Origin of the sequence: Pseudomonas lalkuanensis (assembly GCF_008807375.1) — a bacterium.
GTDB classification, from domain to species: domain Bacteria; phylum Pseudomonadota; class Gammaproteobacteria; order Pseudomonadales; family Pseudomonadaceae; genus Metapseudomonas; species Metapseudomonas lalkuanensis.
The window spans coordinates 3,309,445-3,324,134 of the sequence record NZ_CP043311.1 but is presented as its reverse complement, the minus strand read 5'-3'; the positions used below and the strand labels follow the sequence as shown (position 1 = coordinate 3,324,134).

Below are 14,690 nucleotides of genomic sequence, written 5' to 3'. Positions count from 1 at the left end.
GCAATGGGCGGGCGGAATGGGCTCAGGTGTGTTGAGTGAGAGTGGCGGGGCGTTGGTCCAGCAGGCGCTGGGGCAGGAGGCGCAGCGGGATGGGGAAGCGCAGGTTGTTTCGGTAGTCGATCAGGTAGGCCACTGTGGCATCCGGCTCGGCGGCCCAGTCGATGCCCAGCCATTGCGGTTCCTGCCATTGGCGGAACTCGTTCCAGGCCCGCTGACTGAGTTGCTGCGCCAGAAACAGCGGCACCTCCAGCGCGGTGCAGAGGTGATGCACGCAGTTGGCGTACAGCAGGTCTGCATCGCCCAGGTAGTGCTCCTTGTGCCGGCGCAGATAGGCGAGGGCGGCGACCTGCATGCTGGTGCGGTAGTCGAGGGTATCCATGGTCATGACTAAGCCTCCAGTAGGGAATCCAACAGATCCAATTGGTCGGTCTTGGTGGCGGACATCATCGCGGCTACGCGCAATGCCCTGTCCGCAAGGGGAAGCTGCACGGCCGGGTTGGCCATGCCGCTGGGGCTGAGCTCGTGGGTCATTTCAAACTGCGCCCGCACGCTCCAGCCGCAACTCTCGTTGCGGCACTGCAGGTAGGCAACCCGCAGGAAGATGTGCGTGCCTTCGCTGGTGCGAATACGCATGCGGCTGTGGCAGTGGGGGCAAACGAGCTTGTAGGTGCTCATGGGTTCAACTGGCCACTGCATCGCTATGAATCGTCAGAGTGACCCGCTCACGCAGCGGATTTCGCATCAGCAGGTCTTTACCCCAACGGGCGACAAACTCGGGAGGCAGGTCCATCGGCACGCCGTTGTCGACGCACTGGGTGTCGAACCCGGCTTGGTTGAGGCAATGGGCGATGAGCAACAGCATCGTGTCCTGTGCCATGCCCATACCACCGCTGATTTCGATCCGGATGTCGTTCCCTTGGTGTGGGATCGGGTCGTGATGTGCGTCCATGAAACACCCCCTATGGATGGTTGAACTGCAGGGCCGCCAGTCGGCCCCTGGTTACTTCTGTTGCACCAGGACCAGCGCCCGGCCACGCCCTGGTGCTCGATCGGCGTGCTTGCGCAACGCCTGCTTGGCCAGCCACTCGGCCACCTGCTGAATGCTCTCCAGCCCCTGCTGCTGGCGAACCTGTTCCAGGAGCTCCAATTGATCAGGGGTGAAGGTGAGGGTTTGGTCTGGCATCTCTTCGGCTGCTCGTGTGGGCCTGCTCTCAGGCGCGGGCCTGGAGGATGCTGGCGCTGTTCAGCACCGCTGTGGCTTCGCGCATCACCATCTCGCGCAGCAGGGTGGCGAGCTGCTCGCCCTTGTAGTTGGCCAGCGCCTTGATCAGGTCGTGCTCGTAGTCGTCGAAGCGCAGCACAACGCGGTTGTCGCGGACGCGGCGAGGGTCTGGGTACATGGCAGTCGTCCCTTACTGGTTGGCCGGTGTGGGCGAGGAGGGGGAGGCGCTTTCGCCTTCCTTGATGCCGAGCAGAACGGCGGCGCGATGGGCTTCGCCGCGTTGGCCTTTCTTTCGCCCGTTCAGCAGGTCGCTGACCAGGTTCTTGTTCAGGCCATGTAGGCGGGCGAACTGGGCGAGGCTCATGCCCTTGCGGTCCAGAACCGCACGGGCTTGCTCGGGTGAAAGCAGCGTGGGCATAGTCAGTAACCGTGTTTATTCGTGTTCACGGCTCGAATGAACGCACAATTTTTCGTGCTTTAGAATGGGTGAAGTTTGGAAAACGACACTTTGGGAAATCGCCTACGGGATGAACGTAAGCGTCTGATGCTTAAGCAGGAAGAGCTCGGTCAGATAGGTGGGGTCAACCGAAATACGCAGGGCAGTTATGAGAAAGGGGAGCGAAACCCTGATGCTGCTTATCTAGTCGCGGTCGCTGCGGTTGGGGTTGACATCATGTACGTGCTTTCGGGTGCGCGGGACATAAGTTCGGCGGACGAACTTTCTCCTGCGGAGTCGAGGGTCCTGGCTAACTATCGCGCGCTGCCAGAGGAGGATAAGGCATCAGTTCGGCGGCTTACTGATGCGCTTGCGCAATCGGTGAGCTTGAGAAGCGAGACAGGGAGTTACTGACGAAGAAGCACCTGAATGCAGATCCTCTTGAGTTGGGTGCTGAGTGTTTTATTAATGTAAAATGGTGAATATAAATGTCTGAAATGTTTGAGGATGATGAGTTCTCAAAGGCGCGCAAGAGCCTGTTGTTAATTGCATGTGGCATGCTGATTTTTTATGTTTTTCATGACAAGATTGAATCTATAAATTTATTTGGAACTGAGGTGCAAACGGTTCCTGGGCATAAAGATGTTTGGCTGGTTTTGATCGTTTTTCTAGTTTATAAGTTTGCGCGGTTTATTCAGATGGTTGAGTCTCCATCTGATGTGATGGTTAATCGCTATCTCTCTATTCGCGATGTCATTGCTTACAAAATGAGTGTGCGTGGCTCCAAAAAAAAGATTGTGCGAATGGTAAAGGAAAAGGGAGCATTTCCAGAGCCTAATAATCTTCCGCGGCAACCTGTGGCAAAAGTATATTGGCGGTGGGAGCCGAGGCCGGAATATTTATATGCATTTGGTGTTAATGATGGAATGACGGAGTTTGAGCGAGAAAAGCTAAAAGATGTTATTAGGGATAGGCTTGGATTTACTGCGGCCATTACGTATGTTTGTCGTTATACTGTAGATATGAAGCATTTTAGTTTCTCGGGTGATTTCGACATTGAGATTTCTCCTTCAATTTTTGTTTCGGTTTCGTCCAGGTTTTTCTCTATTGTGTATGTTGTCATATTTGAGCGCTGGTTTTCCGATTTTGTTCTTCCTGTGATTTTGTCTGGGCTTTCATTTTCTCTTGCCGTAGTTGCTCTTATTTGAATATTTAAGGGAAGAGGGCGCGAGGAAGGTGCAGATCTATTTTCTTGTTCCCATAGCTTGAGGGCTGCAACTGAAGTCACTCAAAAGCCTTCACCGGAACCCCTTGAAGGCAGATTTAATATGGTCTTGGTAAGGGCTCAGAAGATCGCTTCGGAGCGATGGTTATTCTGTCGTTCTGAGCATATAAAAGCTCGCGCGGCTTGAGCATGTCTCCAGTGTGTGATGATCCGCCCTCCGCGCGCTGTTGCTCTATATGAAGATTATTTTGAAGGCTGGCTTTTAAGGTTTGATATTACCTTTGAAATGGACTCTGCGGCGTCGAATACATTGGGAGTGTTTGTAGGGTCTCTTGTTATTTCGCTGAATATTAAGTTTTCAAATTTTCCAAGTGAGTCTTTGTTTGCGGATTGGGCGAATTCTGAGTAATTGATTATGAACTGGCAGAGAGACTTTCTTAGTTCTAGTTGGATGATTTGTGATTTTATTGAATTCCATTGGTGTAAGGCGATTCTGAAGAAATAAAGTGTCAATGCTTCTAGGATTATTGTCATTGAGATTTTGGTTGCTAGGGAGATGTCAAATCCATTAGTTACAGCTGCGCTGGCGATGGATTCATTGGGGTGCAGTAACTGCCAGATAGGAATTGATATTGCAAGGGCTCCAAGTAATATCATGGATATGAAGCTGTAGTATTTTTCTGTTGTTTTCGCTTTTAGCATTTCAGAAAATGATTCTGAAAGAATTAGAAAATTTGCGTTTGATGCAGAAATTCTCAGTGATTTTTCTAGCTCCGCTGCTTTTTTTCCCCATTCTGCTAGGCGGTCACTCCATGATTCTATGTTTTTGTTGTGGTCGTTGATTGTTTTGATTGCCTCGATATTGTCTTCGCTAATTATCTTGTTTGCGATCTCGAAGCGTATTTCATCTACTTTTTCTTGTTCTGTATCGCTATCTTCGTGCTTTAGGTAGTAAGTTACAATTTTGAAATTGTTGAAAATGTGCCCGCCTCGGAGCGCGGCCTCGCGATACGTTCGGGCAAGAATTAGATGAAGATTGGCGACTGATTCAGATTGAAGGTCTGACTGTAGAATTTCTAGGATTTTCCCTTGGTGGTCTTTTATGGACTCTTTACTTATAAAGTCCTCTGAGACCTTCATAACTGGGTGATTGTGTTCTGTTTTGATTGCCTCCAAAATCTGGCTGGAAAGAAATTTGGTTTTTTCGTCTGTTTCACTGCTGTTGTGGATTGTTGTTAATTTGCTGATCAAGCTTTCTATTGTGGCGTCACTTAGGTTGTACATAAGATTTGATCTTCTGAGGTGCGTTGTTGGAGAGAATGTGTAAGGTAGAAAAATTGGCAAATTGGCAAATTGGCAAATTGGCGAGTGGAAAAGTGGGAGCGGATTTATTTTTTCTGAGCTCGGTGGCTACCGAGTTGCTTTGTCAGTCGCGGTAACCTCCTGGGGAGGAAGCTACTCCGCATTGCCTCCCGTCACGGGGCCTTCAACAACTACCGAGGTCGCCGCTTTCCAGAGTCGGTATGCGTCTTCGACGATAGACTTCACCAGTGCCTGAGTCGCCTCGGAGCTGATGATAATGGCCAGGTCTTCATTGCTCAGGTCGTGAAGATTCAGCTTGGGGGACGGGTACTTCCAGAAGAGTTTGCCCGGTTCGTTGTTGCCCGTGCCCAGCCCTGTCAGCGAAAGCAGTTTCTGGTGTTGCTGTGGGTGCTGCTTGGCGTCGCAGTAGTAGCCCAGGTACAGGTTGTGATCCACCAAGACCTTGATGCCACCGCCGATCACACCGAAGTCGTAGTAAAGGCCGATCTTGCGGTTGTTCCTGGAGCCGGTGTGGTACTTCTTCACTGCGTCCTTGTCTGCTGTAACCCTTGGCGTGCCCATCTCTGGGAAATGTTTTGCCTGGTAGGCTGCGATGGATTCCCAGAGTCTGGTGTGGAAGTCGATGACCACCCGCTTGAACGCGCGATTGATGTCGGCAATCAGGAAGATGTTTTCGTCCTTGAGAATCGCGCTCTTGAGTTCTTCCATGTAGATGCTGCCTTGGTCGGTGTGGGTGAGTTTCCGGAGCAGGTCGATGTACTGGAACACGCTCTCGCGCACTCCGGCCTCACGAGCCACGGATTGGATGCAGAGGGTTAGCCAGTCGATGATGTGGGTCTCGTAGCTGGCCTGCAGCACGTCGAGATCCTGGCCGCTGTGTTCCTCGGGCTCACGGCCATTCAGCGTCAGGTAAAGCGTCCAGATCTGCTTGCAGCCCTCGTTCACCATGCGCTGGTAGTAGCGTGCGAGCTGCTCGGGTTGGTCGCCTGCGTAGATCTTGTTCTCGATGATGATGGCCTGGCCGGCAGGGTTGCGGATCAGGACGTCGATGTTCTGGTACTCGGTCTGCACCGTCGCGTTGGTGACGTCGAACCCCTCGATTTCCATCGTGCTCAGGAAGTGCTGGAGCAGCTCGGCACCGCAGTTATGCGAGGCCTTGGGGTTCAGCAGGAAGGCGAGAAAGCGCGAGTGCAGATTGACCTCGTCGCTTGAACTGCGGAGTACTGAGAAGAGGTTGAAGCCTGCCGGGCGATGGTGTTTCGCGCGCAGCAGGGCCACGGTTTGCAGAAAATCGTCCATGAAGGATTGTCCTGATGGGGGCCGGTTACTGGCCCGGAGTATCAGGCAAAACCTGTGGTGATGTAATGGCTTTTTGATGTTGGCGCTGGGACCCTGCCACAAGCACCACGTTGGGCTTGTGACAGAGGGGGGAGGGCTCAGGCCAGTGGAAAGAACACGCTCGGCTCTACATGGAAGCGCTTCGACAGCGCCTGGATGTCCGCGCTGCTGAGGGTGCGCTTGCCATTGAGGGTGCGCGATACCACGGTCTTGTCGCCGATCTCTGGCAGGTCAGAACCAGTGAGGTGGTTCTGAGCCATCAGGAACTTCAGCATCTGCACGCCGGTGATGGCCGCCACGCCGGCATTGAACTCGGCGAACTGGGGGGCGGTGTCCTCATAGCGTTTGATGGCCAGGCAGAGCTGGTCGACCAGACGCTCGGTTTGCGGGGTTTGCTCGGCTACTTCGGTGAGTTCGTCCAGCAGTGCCAGGGCGCGGTCGTACTCGGCTTCGCTGGTGATGGTCTGGATGATGGTGCCGCCGGCGCGCTCGAGGCTGCGCTGGAATTTCTTGAGGTGCTCCGCCAGTTCGTGGATGCCGGCAGTCGGGGCGTGGTCGATGGCGACGGCGCTCATGGCATGACTCCTGTGTTCTTGGGGCTTCGGTACCACTTGTTGGCCTTGTCGTACTCGGCGTGGTTGAAGATGTGTTTGACGAAAATCCGTTGCTTCTCGAAATCGATGGCCGCGATCAGGCGCAGTTCGTTGCCGCCTATATCGATCACCCACCAGCCATGTCGAGGGGTGAAATTGTCCAGTGATGACAAGGTCGCCTTGAGCTCCAGCGGGGTGCGGGCGGTGGACTTGTCCAGGACCTTGAAGATTTCCATGATGCTCGTTGCTTTCACGGGGTACTGCTCACATGCATCAGTGAAAGCCTTCTTCTTGAAAACGTGCATGTCCGTCCTTGTTGATGTTTTAGCAACCTTAGGGCGAGGTTGCTAAATTGTCAACTTTGGAGGGCTCGACTCTATGGGGGTATGTCGGTTGTTTTCGAGTTCCAGTGCGGTCTTCATGCCCCCATCACCCAACCGATGCACCACTTGCTCCCCCAGCCACTTCGTCTTGCCAATCTGCGCCTTGATCCCCTGCACCCGATAACGCCACTCCGGACTCAGGTCTGGCCTGCCACGTGCCAGGTTGAGGCTCAGGGTGCTGCTACCGCGCTGAATGCGACCCCATTCGGAGCGGGCGGCGCGCAGGGCGCTGGATCGATTGGCGTAGGTGTGTCGCAGGATCTTGGCGTTGTCTTCGTCACCAATGATCGCCTCCAGCCGCTCGGAGCCATTCACGTCGTAGTAGTACGCCCGCACGCCGCTGTACGCGTCCCGATCTGCCTGTAGAAAGCGGTGCTGGTCGCCCTCTGCGCGGGCGATGGTGACGACGGGTAGTTCCTTTCCGCTGGCGCTTTCTCCCTGGCCGATGGGCATGAAGAGCAGGCGGCCGTGTTTGATGGTGGCCACGGCGTCGTGTTCCTGGCCGAGGCGGGTGATGAGGTTGAGGTCGCTCTCGTCGGTTTGGTCGAGGTGGGGGATTTCGACTTGGGCGAGTTGGGGACTGATAGCGGGCTCCAGGTCGTGTTCCTGGGCGAGGGTGCGGAGGATGTTGCCGAGGGTGGTGTCGTGCCAGCTGCGTTCGCGCTTTTTGACGAGAGGGCCGCGCATGTCGGCGCTGCGGGCGCGGATGCTGAGGGTGTCTGGTGGGCCGCTGTGTTCGGTTTCGTCGACGGTGAAGGTGCCTTTGTCCACCAATCCGGTATCGCTCCAGCCGAGCCACACCTGCAGGGTGGCGCCGCGTGGTGGGATGGCGAGCAGGCCGTCGTGGTCGCTGAGCTCGATGTCGAGCGTGTCTGCCTCGGGGCCGCGGTTGTCGGTGAGGGTGAGGCTGATGAGGCGGGCGGTGACCTCAAAGGTGATGTCGCGGCCGTTCACGGTGAGGCGGTAGATGGGCTTGGGGTAGGTCATCGCAGGATGTTCCCGAGGGTTTCCAGGGCGCTGCCGAGCTGGTCGATGCGGCTTTCGTCCACGCGCTGCAGGTGCAGGCTGAACTCAATGCGGCGGGCGGCGCCGTCCTGGAAGAAGAGGGTGCGGGTCTCGCTCAGGCTTTCGATGACCCAGAGGCCGTAGATGCGGCCGGTGCCTTCCACCAGAGGCCAGGCTTTGCCGGTGTCGGCCATCACGCGCAGGGTGTCGAGGCTGAGCAAGGCGCCGCAGAGTTCCGGTACCAGCACGCCGGGCAGGGTGATCTGATCGTCGCCCCGGCCCAGGAACTGCCGTGCCGGCGGGGCGCCCACTCGGGAGGTGCTGGGGTGGCGCCAGTCGGTCTGGCGTTGGAGTTCCTGGTAGGCGAGGGTGGGCAGGCCGAATACGAACATGCCCAAGGCCATCATCATGGCGGTTACTCCCTGTCGAATAGCGCGCTGCGTGCGCGGATGTGCTTGGCGCGCTCGCGCTTGTCCAGCTCCTGGGCTACGGCGCGTGCAATGGCCTGGGCGTCCGTGCCCGGGGCGGGCTGGATGATGATCTGGATGCTGTCGTGGCTGTCGATCTGCACTGGCTGGACGCCGGCGGCGAGCGGCGGGCGGTGGTCGATGGCGATCGCGCTGCCGGCCATGCCGAGCGTGAGGGCGCCGATGCCGGTCATGCGCTTGGCGAGATCCCCCAACTGGGCCAACGGACCTTGCTCGCCGGCGGCCAGGCCCCGGGCGAGGCCAGCCATGGTGTCTTGGCCTAAGGCGGCGAATACGCGGGAGGGGCTGTGTATGCCGAGCTTGGCCTTGAACCAGCCGATGGCAGACTCACCAGCGCCAGTGATGGCGCTTTTCACGCTGCCCAGGGCGCTGGTGATGCCCTTGGCCAGGCCCTGCAGGATCATGCGGCCGAAGTCGGTGAACTTGGCCGGCAGCTCCACGCCCAGGTAGCCCATCACGCCGGCGAAGGCGCGGTAGAACAGGCCCAGTGGGCTGAAGTCGACCGCCAGTTTCAGGATGCCGGCAAGACCCGCGCTGAAGCCGTCTTTCACTTCCTGCCAGAGGCTGCGGAAGTAGGGGCCTACGCGGTCCCAGTGGCGGTAGATGAGGTAGGCGCCAAGGGCGATGGCGGTGATGGCGAGACCAATGGGGTTGAGCATCAGCGCGCGGCTGAGGATCAGCAGGGCGCGGCCCACGAAAGGGATCACCGTTTTGCCCAGGCTCCAGAGCAGGCTAATGAGGTTGGGCAGGCGGATGCCGACCTGGGCGAACAGGAAGCGCATGGCGATCATCGGGCCGAGGATGCCGGCAATGCCGATGGCGAGGCTGCCGAGGGTGGCCATGAACAGGGAGAAGCCGGCGATGGTGATGACGATGGCCTTGCTGAGCGCCGGGTTCTGCTTGAGGAATTCGCCGACCTGGTGCAGCAAGCCACTGAGGTCCTGGGCCAGCTCGCGCAGCCAGGGGTTGTTCTTGTCGAAGAGCTCGACGGAGATGTTCTCCAGGGCCGCATGCAGCATGGTCATGTCGCCCTTGAGGTTGTCCAGCTGGGTGCGGGCGACCTGGGCGGCTTCGCCGTCGGAGTTGTCGAGGTTGCCGCGCATGCCCTGGAACTGGCCACTCTCGACGGCACGCATCAGGGTGCCGAAGCTGGTGACTGCGTACTGACCGGCGATGGATTTGTAGATGGCGCCGCGTTGGATGTTGCCCATGTCCTTGGTCTTCTCGTGGATGTCCGCAAGGATGTCGAGCAGGTCGCGCATGTTGCCGTTTTCATCGGAGGTGGCCACGCCCAGCTTGGCGACCTCCTTGGAGTTGCCTAGGCGGGTGAGGACGGAGCGCATGGAGGTACCGGCCATGCTGCCCTGGACGCCGGCGTTGCCGAGCAGGGCGGTGGCGGCGGTGACGGTTTCCAGGCTCTGGCCATATTCGCGCCCCACGCCGGCGGAGTACTTGAGGGACTCGCCGAGCATCTGGATGTCGACGTTGTTGCGGGTGAAGGCGGCCGTCAGCACGTCGGCGACCTTGTTCATTTCCTCTGCCGGAATACCCATGGCCATCTGGATGTTGGAGGCGATGTCAGCGGTGGTGCCGAGGTCCATGTCGCCGGCGGCGGCGAGGTTGAGCATGCCGGGCATGGCGCCGAGGATTTGCTGCGGGTTGTAGCCGGTGCGGCCGAGGAAGTACTGGCCTTGGGCGACTTCGCTATCAGTGAACTTGCTGGACAGGGGCAGGGTGCGGGCCTGCTCGCGCAGGGCCTGCATCTCTGGCCCGTTCTTGTCCTGCAGGCGGGTCACGGCCTGGGTGGCCGACATGGTGGCGTCGAACTCATAGCCCACGCCGAGCATGGTCTGCAGGCCGCGGCCGGTGTACAGGCCGGTGGCGCGGGCGGCCATGCCGGTGCCGGCCAGGGCAGCGGTGTTTTGCACGCCCTGGCTGTAGGCGGCTCGGCTTCTGCGCAGGCGCTCCTGCTGGGCGCTGAGGCGGCGCATGCGTTCGGTCTGGGTCTTGATGGCGGCGTTGGCGCGCTCGATATCGCCTGACAGGCTGCGCTCGAAGCTGCCGAGGTTGCGGGTGCTGATGCCGGCAGAGTTGAAGCCGGCGACCAGGCGGCGAAGTTCTTCGCGCTGGCTGCTGTGCTTTTGGCGCAGGCGTTCGACCTCGGCGCTAGTTTCGCGAAAGGTACGCTGGAACCTGGCCGAGGGAGCGTCCATGCCCTTGAGCTGGTGCTTGTAGTCGGCCAGCCGGTTCTGCAGCTTGGCCAGGCGCTCGGCGGTTTCGCGCACGGCCTTGTGCTGTTCCCGATAAGCGCTGACGTCGCGCTGCGTCTGGTTGAGGCTTTTCAGCTGGTCGCGGGCAGCTTTTAGGCTACGTGCGGTGGCGCCGCTGCCTTGGCTGATCTTGCGCAACGGGCCGCTGGCACGGTCCAGGGCCGAAAGCAGGACCTGGAGCTTGAGTACGTCACTTGCCATCGGTTTCCACCCTTACCCGGGCGCGCTCGCGCCAGTCCATCAGCTCCTCGAGGCCGAGGCCGTCCATGTGCGCCGGCGCCCAGTGGAAGACCACGGCGAGATCCGCCATGGCGTCTTCTACGCGAGCAGGGAGGCGTCCGCCTTCGCCTGCTTCTGCAGCAAAAAACCGGCGACCTTGGTGCCGCAGGCGAGCAGGTCGGCCGGGTCCATGGTGGTGGCTTCGTATTCATTGAGGGTGGGCGTGCTGATGCGCGGCAGCAGCTTGATGAGGGCGGTGACATCCAGCTGCAGCAGGTCGGCCAGGTGCAGGCCGCGCAGCTCGCCGGCGTTGGGTTTGCGCAGGGTGATTTCCTGGATCTCGGTGTCGCCGCGTTTGATCGGCTGGTCGAGGGTGACGACGTTGTCGGCGGTGGGCTTCTTGGCCATGGGGCGCTCCTTGGAAGGTTACAGGCCGATAGCGCGGCGGTGCTCGGCGAGCAGGTCGCGGCCGTCGACGATGAGGGTGAAGTTCAAGAGGTCGATTTCGATCTCGGTGCGGCCGTCCACCACCAGCTTGTAGTAGCTGCAGGTGGTGGTGATCTTGTGTTCGGTGTCTTCGCCGGGTTCGGCGTCGCCGAAGTCGATTTCCTCGTGGCGGCCACGCACAACGATTTCCACGGCGCTGACCTGGCCGCTGTCGTCGCGCTGCACGGAGCCGGCCCAGCGCAGCTGCACGCCGCTGGCGCCGACCATGCCGAACTGGCGCAGGGGCAGCAGGTCCCAGCCGCCGAGGGTCCAGTCCAGCTGGATGCCGTCGTCGCTCATGCCGAGGTCGGCCTTGACCGGGCCGTCCATGCCGGCGCCACGCCAGGCTTCGAGCTTGCGGGCCAGCTTGGGCAGGGTGACGGTCTTGGCTACGCCCATGTAGCTGTTGCCGTCGTTGAAGAGGTTCATGTGCTTGAGCTTTTTGGGCAGGGCCATCAGGGCCTCCTGAATACATTGAGCGGGGGGAGATTTCCCTCACCCCCGGCCCCTCTCCCAGAGGGAGAGGGGAGCTTTAGGCGGAGATGCGCGAGGCGAAGTCGAGCAGGTAGCGGTCGGTGATGCGCTGGCGCAGGGTGAGGTCTTCCAGGGGCGGTACGGGGGTGTAGTCGTAGTCCAGGAAGAGGCGGCCGGCCTTGAGGGTGGTGGCGTCGTTGGCGCCGGCGTCGTACCAGCACTGGCCGTCGATGATGTAGCCCTGGCCAGCGAGTTCGCGGAACTTGGCGTTGATGCCTTCGACGATGTCGCGGACCAGGCTCGGGTGCATGGGTTTGTCGATGGCCCAGAAGTGCGCCTCGGCCATGGTGTCGGCCAGCACCTGGGCGGTGCGGGTGTAGTTCTCGAAGGCGAACAGCGGATCTGCGCTGCAGGTGCGCGAACCCCAGAAGCGGAAGCCGTCCTGGCGGATCAGCGTGGTGACTTCGTTGGCGTTGAGGTAGCCGGCGTCGGTGTTGGGGTTTTGCAGGTCCCAGAACACGTCCTGGCTGATGCCGGTGACGCCCTGGACGGGGATGTTGGAGAGCGATTTGTGCCAGCCGATCTGCTGGTCGAGCTTGGCGCGCAGGCCCAGGGCGCGGGCGGTGGCTGCGGCCTTGGTCGAGGCTTTCGCAGTGGTGTCCCAGGTGAGGAAGTCGGGCCAGATCAGCATCAGCTCGCGGGCGCCGAAGTTGTCGCGGTAGGCCACGGCTTCTTCCTTGGTCTGGCAGTCCCAGGCGCTGGCATAGGCGAAGGCGCGCAACTTCTCGGCCATGACGGCCAACTCGGCGGTCACCTGCAGGCTGTCCAGCCCCGGGCAGGCAAGAATGCGCGGGGTCACGCCGAGGCGGCTGCGGGCGGCCAGCAGGGCCTTGAGTCCGGTGTATTGCCCGTTGGGCGCGACCGTGCCGATGAGGTTGCTGCTGGTTTCCTCGGGGGAGGCGCCTTCAGGCACGCGAACCACGACGGTGAGCGGGCTGGCATTGTCGGCGATGGCATCGAGGCTGGCGGCCAGGGTGCCCTTGTCGCCGGCCTTGCCGCTGGCGGCGAGCACGTCGGTGAGCAGTACCGGGGTGTTGAAGGGGAAGACCTGGTCGTCCGCGTCGGCGCTGGTGCAGGCCATGCCGACAACAGCCGTGGAAAGGGTGCGGATGGGGCGGGTGCCTTCGTTGATTTCGACGACACGGACGCCGTGGTGGTAGTCGGACATGGTGGGCCTGCATGGCGGCGGGAGAGATGCATGCAGGCTGCCCCGCGCGCGGGCTGAGGGCGAGTGGCGGGGCTTGTAGCAGGCGGGGCTACAGGGCGGGCTGGGAACCCGTCGGTTTACATTCCGGTGGGGGGCGGCTGCGTACTGGAGGAGGGCGGCGGTTTCCTGGTAAAGAACGAGCCGAGATTCTGCTGCTCACCTTTGCTGGTCTCGCCAGCGAGAATTTCAGTCATTGAGATGAGTTTGGAGAGCTTGCCGTCGAAAAACATGACGGAGTTTATATGGGACGTAAACCAGTCTTTGCGCCGCAGGTTAAGGCTAACGCTGTTGCTGAGGTCCTCAAGGGCGCTTGCCGCGGTGGTTCTCGTCATGTTTCGTAGGTCAAACAGCAGTACGTGCATGACCTTGTCTTTTGGCAGTTTCTCAATGCGGTACTTCATTTCGTCAACGATGCTTCTATTGTCAAATTTCCTGTCCGTCCAGAAGGAATCGGACATGTACGCCTTGAACGTTGATTCTTTCGGTGTTTTGAGTTCGATGGCGTACAGGACTGAATTCTTGAAGGCGAAATAGTCAGGGTAGGTGACGAGGCCTACCCGAAAATAGCCGTCCTGGACCACGAGTTCCAGACGACCTATGCCACGCCTTGCCGAGCTCACCAACCTCGTGGTGTATGAATTGAGCCCTAGAACACCAGGCTCCGGTATCGTCGCTTCCGGATCGCTGATGTCCCCCTTTTTGTAGGCCCTGAAGTTCAGGTCCCTGGCCAGGAAGGTGAAGCCTTTAGTGGCCAGGGGCTCATAGAGCTGTTCCTGCGAGTCGCTTTCTTGCAGGACTATTTTATGTTGCAGGGTGAGTGCCCGGTCCTGCTCTTTGAATTCGTCGACGGCGGGCGCGAACGCCACCGGCATGAAGGGCACCGGCACCAACGGCCCGAGTGGAGGCGGTGATGACGAAGATGTTGCTCCGACCGTTATTGGTCCAGGCGTGAACGATGGGGGCGCCGTAGGTTCGATGATCTTGACTACGGGCATCATTGCGAGGTTCGGAGGCGCTGCGGTCGGAGGGGACTTGATGATCTTCTGATTGCACTGGGAGCACCGGGCTTTCTCCCACTCCGACTCGGCTATCTTTTCGTCACTGGCGCACCAGTGCCCTGTTTGGCATTGATAGAAGTGTGTCATTCCTTAACATCCGAATAATTGGCTGATCTCGGCTATCCGTCCGCGGAATGAGTGTAGAGGAGGAATCCGGGGCTGCCGGCCTCTGCCGTGCTTTCGCGAAGAGCGTCGATGCCTTCGGTTGCCAGTTGCTCGGCCGTGCTTGCGTTGCCTGCCGCGAATTCCGCGCGGACCCGCTCCTTGGCCTGCAGGCGCAGCGTGCGTAGCCGCGCGAGGGCGGCATCCAGGCGTTCGCCCTCCTGCAGGATCTCGTCGGCGGCCTGTTGCGCCGTGCGCTCGCCAATCGCCCACGCTGCGACCATGGGCGGCACCTCGTCCTGGTAGCCGGCAGCCTTGAACGCGGCTGCTTCGCTGGCCGCGCGCTGGTACTCCAGCGAGCGCAGCGGGTCGCCGACCAGCGCCTGGCGGGCCGTGTCGGCAGCGTGGTCGATCTCTCGGTAGAGGCTGTCAGCAAGTGCTTGCAGGTTCTGCTCCTGGAGCTTCTTGTCGAGGATCCAGCGGTTGCCTGCCCAGCGATGGTCCGGGCCGGGGCGCGGGCGCTGGGTGAGCCCTTCGGGGAGCGGGCCGACCTGGTCGTGCTCCACGGGCGCGCCGTCCTCAGTGCGGTAGAGGGTGCCGCGAAAATCCGGTACGCGCTCCCAGCCGGTTTCGGTGCGGATGACTGTCTCGCCTTTGCGGGCGTTCGGCGGCGCGTCCAGATAGGCGTGGGCGGGTATCAGCCAGTTCTCGTCGTCCATCGGGTCCGGGTCGGCTTCACCGGGGCCGAGGTATTCGCCGGTGATGGCGTGGGCGTGGTAGATGAGCGGGGCATTGAGCATG

21 protein-coding genes are annotated in these 14,690 nt (G+C 59.9%); 2 read left to right on the top strand and 19 right to left on the bottom strand.

The window, feature by feature from the left end; genetic code table 11:
* Nucleotides 1-22: 22 nt before the first annotated feature.
* From FXN65_RS15505 to FXN65_RS15480, 6 genes are read right to left on the bottom strand one after another with little or no spacing between them, the layout of a single operon-like run.
* Entirely contained in the window at nt 23-385 is a 363-nt protein-coding gene (locus tag FXN65_RS15505) for a hypothetical protein (protein ID WP_151134038.1), read from the bottom strand.
* A 2-nt stretch (nt 386-387) separates the two neighbouring features.
* The gene (locus tag FXN65_RS15500) at nt 388-675 is read right to left on the bottom strand and encodes an ogr/Delta-like zinc finger family protein (protein ID WP_151134037.1); all 288 of its coding nucleotides are present in this window, start codon (nt 673-675) and stop codon (nt 388-390) included.
* A gap of 4 nt (nt 676-679) precedes the next feature.
* Nucleotides 680-949: a hypothetical protein gene (locus FXN65_RS15495; protein ID WP_151134036.1), complete on the bottom strand. Its 270-nt coding sequence runs from the start codon at nt 947-949 to the stop codon at nt 680-682.
* 51 nt (nt 950-1,000) lie between these two features.
* The gene (locus tag FXN65_RS15490; protein ID WP_151134035.1) at nt 1,001-1,183 is read right to left on the bottom strand and encodes a hypothetical protein; all 183 of its coding nucleotides are present in this window, start codon (nt 1,181-1,183) and stop codon (nt 1,001-1,003) included.
* Nucleotides 1,184-1,211: 28 nt separating this feature from the next.
* Nucleotides 1,212-1,400, bottom strand: a complete 189-nt coding sequence (locus FXN65_RS15485) for a hypothetical protein (RefSeq protein ID WP_151134034.1) — start codon at nt 1,398-1,400, stop codon at nt 1,212-1,214.
* A 12-nt stretch (nt 1,401-1,412) separates the two neighbouring features.
* Complete coding sequence (locus FXN65_RS15480) at nt 1,413-1,640, bottom strand: DNA-binding protein (protein WP_151134033.1); 228 nt, start codon at nt 1,638-1,640, stop codon at nt 1,413-1,415.
* A 126-nt stretch (nt 1,641-1,766) separates the two neighbouring features.
* Between FXN65_RS15480 and FXN65_RS15475 the strand changes: the two genes are divergently transcribed.
* The gene (locus FXN65_RS15475) at nt 1,767-2,072 is read left to right on the top strand and encodes a transcriptional regulator (RefSeq protein WP_151134032.1); all 306 of its coding nucleotides are present in this window, start codon (nt 1,767-1,769) and stop codon (nt 2,070-2,072) included.
* Nucleotides 2,073-2,146: 74 nt separating this feature from the next.
* On the top strand, nt 2,147-2,866 hold the full coding sequence (locus tag FXN65_RS15470; RefSeq protein ID WP_151134031.1) for a hypothetical protein: 720 nt from the start codon (nt 2,147-2,149) through the stop codon (nt 2,864-2,866).
* Nucleotides 2,867-3,126: 260 nt separating this feature from the next.
* Here the strand turns inward: FXN65_RS15470 and FXN65_RS15465 are convergent, their stop codons facing one another.
* From FXN65_RS15465 to FXN65_RS15405, 13 genes are all read right to left on the bottom strand, one after another.
* Nucleotides 3,127-4,167: a hypothetical protein gene (locus FXN65_RS15465; protein ID WP_151134030.1), complete on the bottom strand. Its 1,041-nt coding sequence runs from the start codon at nt 4,165-4,167 to the stop codon at nt 3,127-3,129.
* A gap of 171 nt (nt 4,168-4,338) precedes the next feature.
* Nucleotides 4,339-5,505 carry a PDDEXK-like family protein gene (locus FXN65_RS15460; RefSeq protein ID WP_151134029.1) on the bottom strand — a complete coding sequence of 389 codons (1,167 nt, stop codon included), beginning with the start codon at nt 5,503-5,505 and terminating at the stop codon, nt 4,339-4,341.
* A 137-nt stretch (nt 5,506-5,642) separates the two neighbouring features.
* A complete protein-coding gene (locus tag FXN65_RS15455; protein WP_151134028.1) occupies nt 5,643-6,119 on the bottom strand; it encodes a helix-turn-helix domain-containing protein in 477 nt (158 codons plus the stop codon).
* Entirely contained in the window at nt 6,116-6,391 is a 276-nt protein-coding gene (locus FXN65_RS15450; protein WP_244620677.1) for a type II toxin-antitoxin system HigB family toxin, read from the bottom strand. The genes FXN65_RS15455 and FXN65_RS15450 overlap by 4 nt, the downstream gene beginning before the upstream one ends.
* A gap of 93 nt (nt 6,392-6,484) precedes the next feature.
* Entirely contained in the window at nt 6,485-7,507 is a 1,023-nt protein-coding gene (locus FXN65_RS15445; protein WP_151134026.1) for a phage late control D family protein, read from the bottom strand.
* Nucleotides 7,504-7,935: a phage tail protein gene (locus FXN65_RS15440; RefSeq protein WP_151134025.1), complete on the bottom strand. Its 432-nt coding sequence runs from the start codon at nt 7,933-7,935 to the stop codon at nt 7,504-7,506. Before FXN65_RS15440 ends, FXN65_RS15445 begins: the two co-directional genes overlap by 4 nt.
* A gap of 5 nt (nt 7,936-7,940) precedes the next feature.
* Entirely contained in the window at nt 7,941-10,484 is a 2,544-nt protein-coding gene (locus tag FXN65_RS15435; RefSeq protein ID WP_151134024.1) for a phage tail tape measure protein, read from the bottom strand.
* Nucleotides 10,474-10,593, bottom strand: a complete 120-nt coding sequence (locus tag FXN65_RS15430) for a GpE family phage tail protein (protein ID WP_151134023.1) — start codon at nt 10,591-10,593, stop codon at nt 10,474-10,476. The genes FXN65_RS15435 and FXN65_RS15430 overlap by 11 nt, the downstream gene beginning before the upstream one ends.
* An 8-nt stretch (nt 10,594-10,601) precedes the next feature.
* A complete protein-coding gene (locus FXN65_RS15425; protein WP_151134022.1) occupies nt 10,602-10,910 on the bottom strand; it encodes a phage tail assembly protein in 309 nt (102 codons plus the stop codon).
* A gap of 18 nt (nt 10,911-10,928) precedes the next feature.
* Nucleotides 10,929-11,444, bottom strand: coding sequence for a phage major tail tube protein (locus tag FXN65_RS15420; protein ID WP_151134021.1), 516 nt, complete (start codon nt 11,442-11,444; stop codon nt 10,929-10,931).
* 76 nt (nt 11,445-11,520) lie between these two features.
* Entirely contained in the window at nt 11,521-12,690 is a 1,170-nt protein-coding gene (locus FXN65_RS15415; protein WP_151134020.1) for a phage tail sheath protein, read from the bottom strand.
* A 116-nt stretch (nt 12,691-12,806) separates the two neighbouring features.
* Nucleotides 12,807-13,601, bottom strand: a complete 795-nt coding sequence (locus tag FXN65_RS15410) for a hypothetical protein (protein WP_151134019.1) — start codon at nt 13,599-13,601, stop codon at nt 12,807-12,809.
* A gap of 305 nt (nt 13,602-13,906) precedes the next feature.
* Nucleotides 13,907-14,689, bottom strand: a complete 783-nt coding sequence (locus FXN65_RS15405; RefSeq protein ID WP_151134018.1) for a phage tail protein — start codon at nt 14,687-14,689, stop codon at nt 13,907-13,909.
* Nucleotide 14,690: the final 1 nt, after the last annotated feature.

Coding starts and splice junctions, on each gene's coding strand:
- FXN65_RS15505 (WP_151134038.1), bottom strand. CDS start 385: ATGACCATGGATACCCTCGACTACCGCACCAGCATGCAGGTCGCCGCC.
- FXN65_RS15500 (WP_151134037.1), bottom strand. CDS start 675: ATGAGCACCTACAAGCTCGTTTGCCCCCACTGCCACAGCCGCATGCGT.
- FXN65_RS15495 (WP_151134036.1), bottom strand. CDS start 949: ATGGACGCACATCACGACCCGATCCCACACCAAGGGAACGACATCCGG.
- FXN65_RS15490 (WP_151134035.1), bottom strand. CDS start 1,183: ATGCCAGACCAAACCCTCACCTTCACCCCTGATCAATTGGAGCTCCTG.
- FXN65_RS15485 (WP_151134034.1), bottom strand. CDS start 1,400: ATGTACCCAGACCCTCGCCGCGTCCGCGACAACCGCGTTGTGCTGCGC.
- FXN65_RS15480 (WP_151134033.1), bottom strand. CDS start 1,640: ATGCCCACGCTGCTTTCACCCGAGCAAGCCCGTGCGGTTCTGGACCGC.
- FXN65_RS15475 (WP_151134032.1), top strand. CDS start 1,767: ATGCTTAAGCAGGAAGAGCTCGGTCAGATAGGTGGGGTCAACCGAAAT.
- FXN65_RS15470 (WP_151134031.1), top strand. CDS start 2,147: ATGTCTGAAATGTTTGAGGATGATGAGTTCTCAAAGGCGCGCAAGAGC.
- FXN65_RS15465 (WP_151134030.1), bottom strand. CDS start 4,167: ATGTACAACCTAAGTGACGCCACAATAGAAAGCTTGATCAGCAAATTA.
- FXN65_RS15460 (WP_151134029.1), bottom strand. CDS start 5,505: ATGGACGATTTTCTGCAAACCGTGGCCCTGCTGCGCGCGAAACACCAT.
- FXN65_RS15455 (WP_151134028.1), bottom strand. CDS start 6,119: ATGAGCGCCGTCGCCATCGACCACGCCCCGACTGCCGGCATCCACGAA.
- FXN65_RS15445 (WP_151134026.1), bottom strand. CDS start 7,507: ATGACCTACCCCAAGCCCATCTACCGCCTCACCGTGAACGGCCGCGAC.
- FXN65_RS15440 (WP_151134025.1), bottom strand. CDS start 7,935: ATGATGATGGCCTTGGGCATGTTCGTATTCGGCCTGCCCACCCTCGCC.
- FXN65_RS15435 (WP_151134024.1), bottom strand. CDS start 10,484: ATGGCAAGTGACGTACTCAAGCTCCAGGTCCTGCTTTCGGCCCTGGAC.
- FXN65_RS15430 (WP_151134023.1), bottom strand. CDS start 10,593: ATGGCGGATCTCGCCGTGGTCTTCCACTGGGCGCCGGCGCACATGGAC.
- FXN65_RS15425 (WP_151134022.1), bottom strand. CDS start 10,910: ATGGCCAAGAAGCCCACCGCCGACAACGTCGTCACCCTCGACCAGCCG.
- FXN65_RS15420 (WP_151134021.1), bottom strand. CDS start 11,444: ATGGCCCTGCCCAAAAAGCTCAAGCACATGAACCTCTTCAACGACGGC.
- FXN65_RS15415 (WP_151134020.1), bottom strand. CDS start 12,690: ATGTCCGACTACCACCACGGCGTCCGTGTCGTCGAAATCAACGAAGGC.
- FXN65_RS15410 (WP_151134019.1), bottom strand. CDS start 13,601: ATGCCGGTGGCGTTCGCGCCCGCCGTCGACGAATTCAAAGAGCAGGAC.
- FXN65_RS15405 (WP_151134018.1), bottom strand. CDS start 14,689: ATGCTCAATGCCCCGCTCATCTACCACGCCCACGCCATCACCGGCGAA.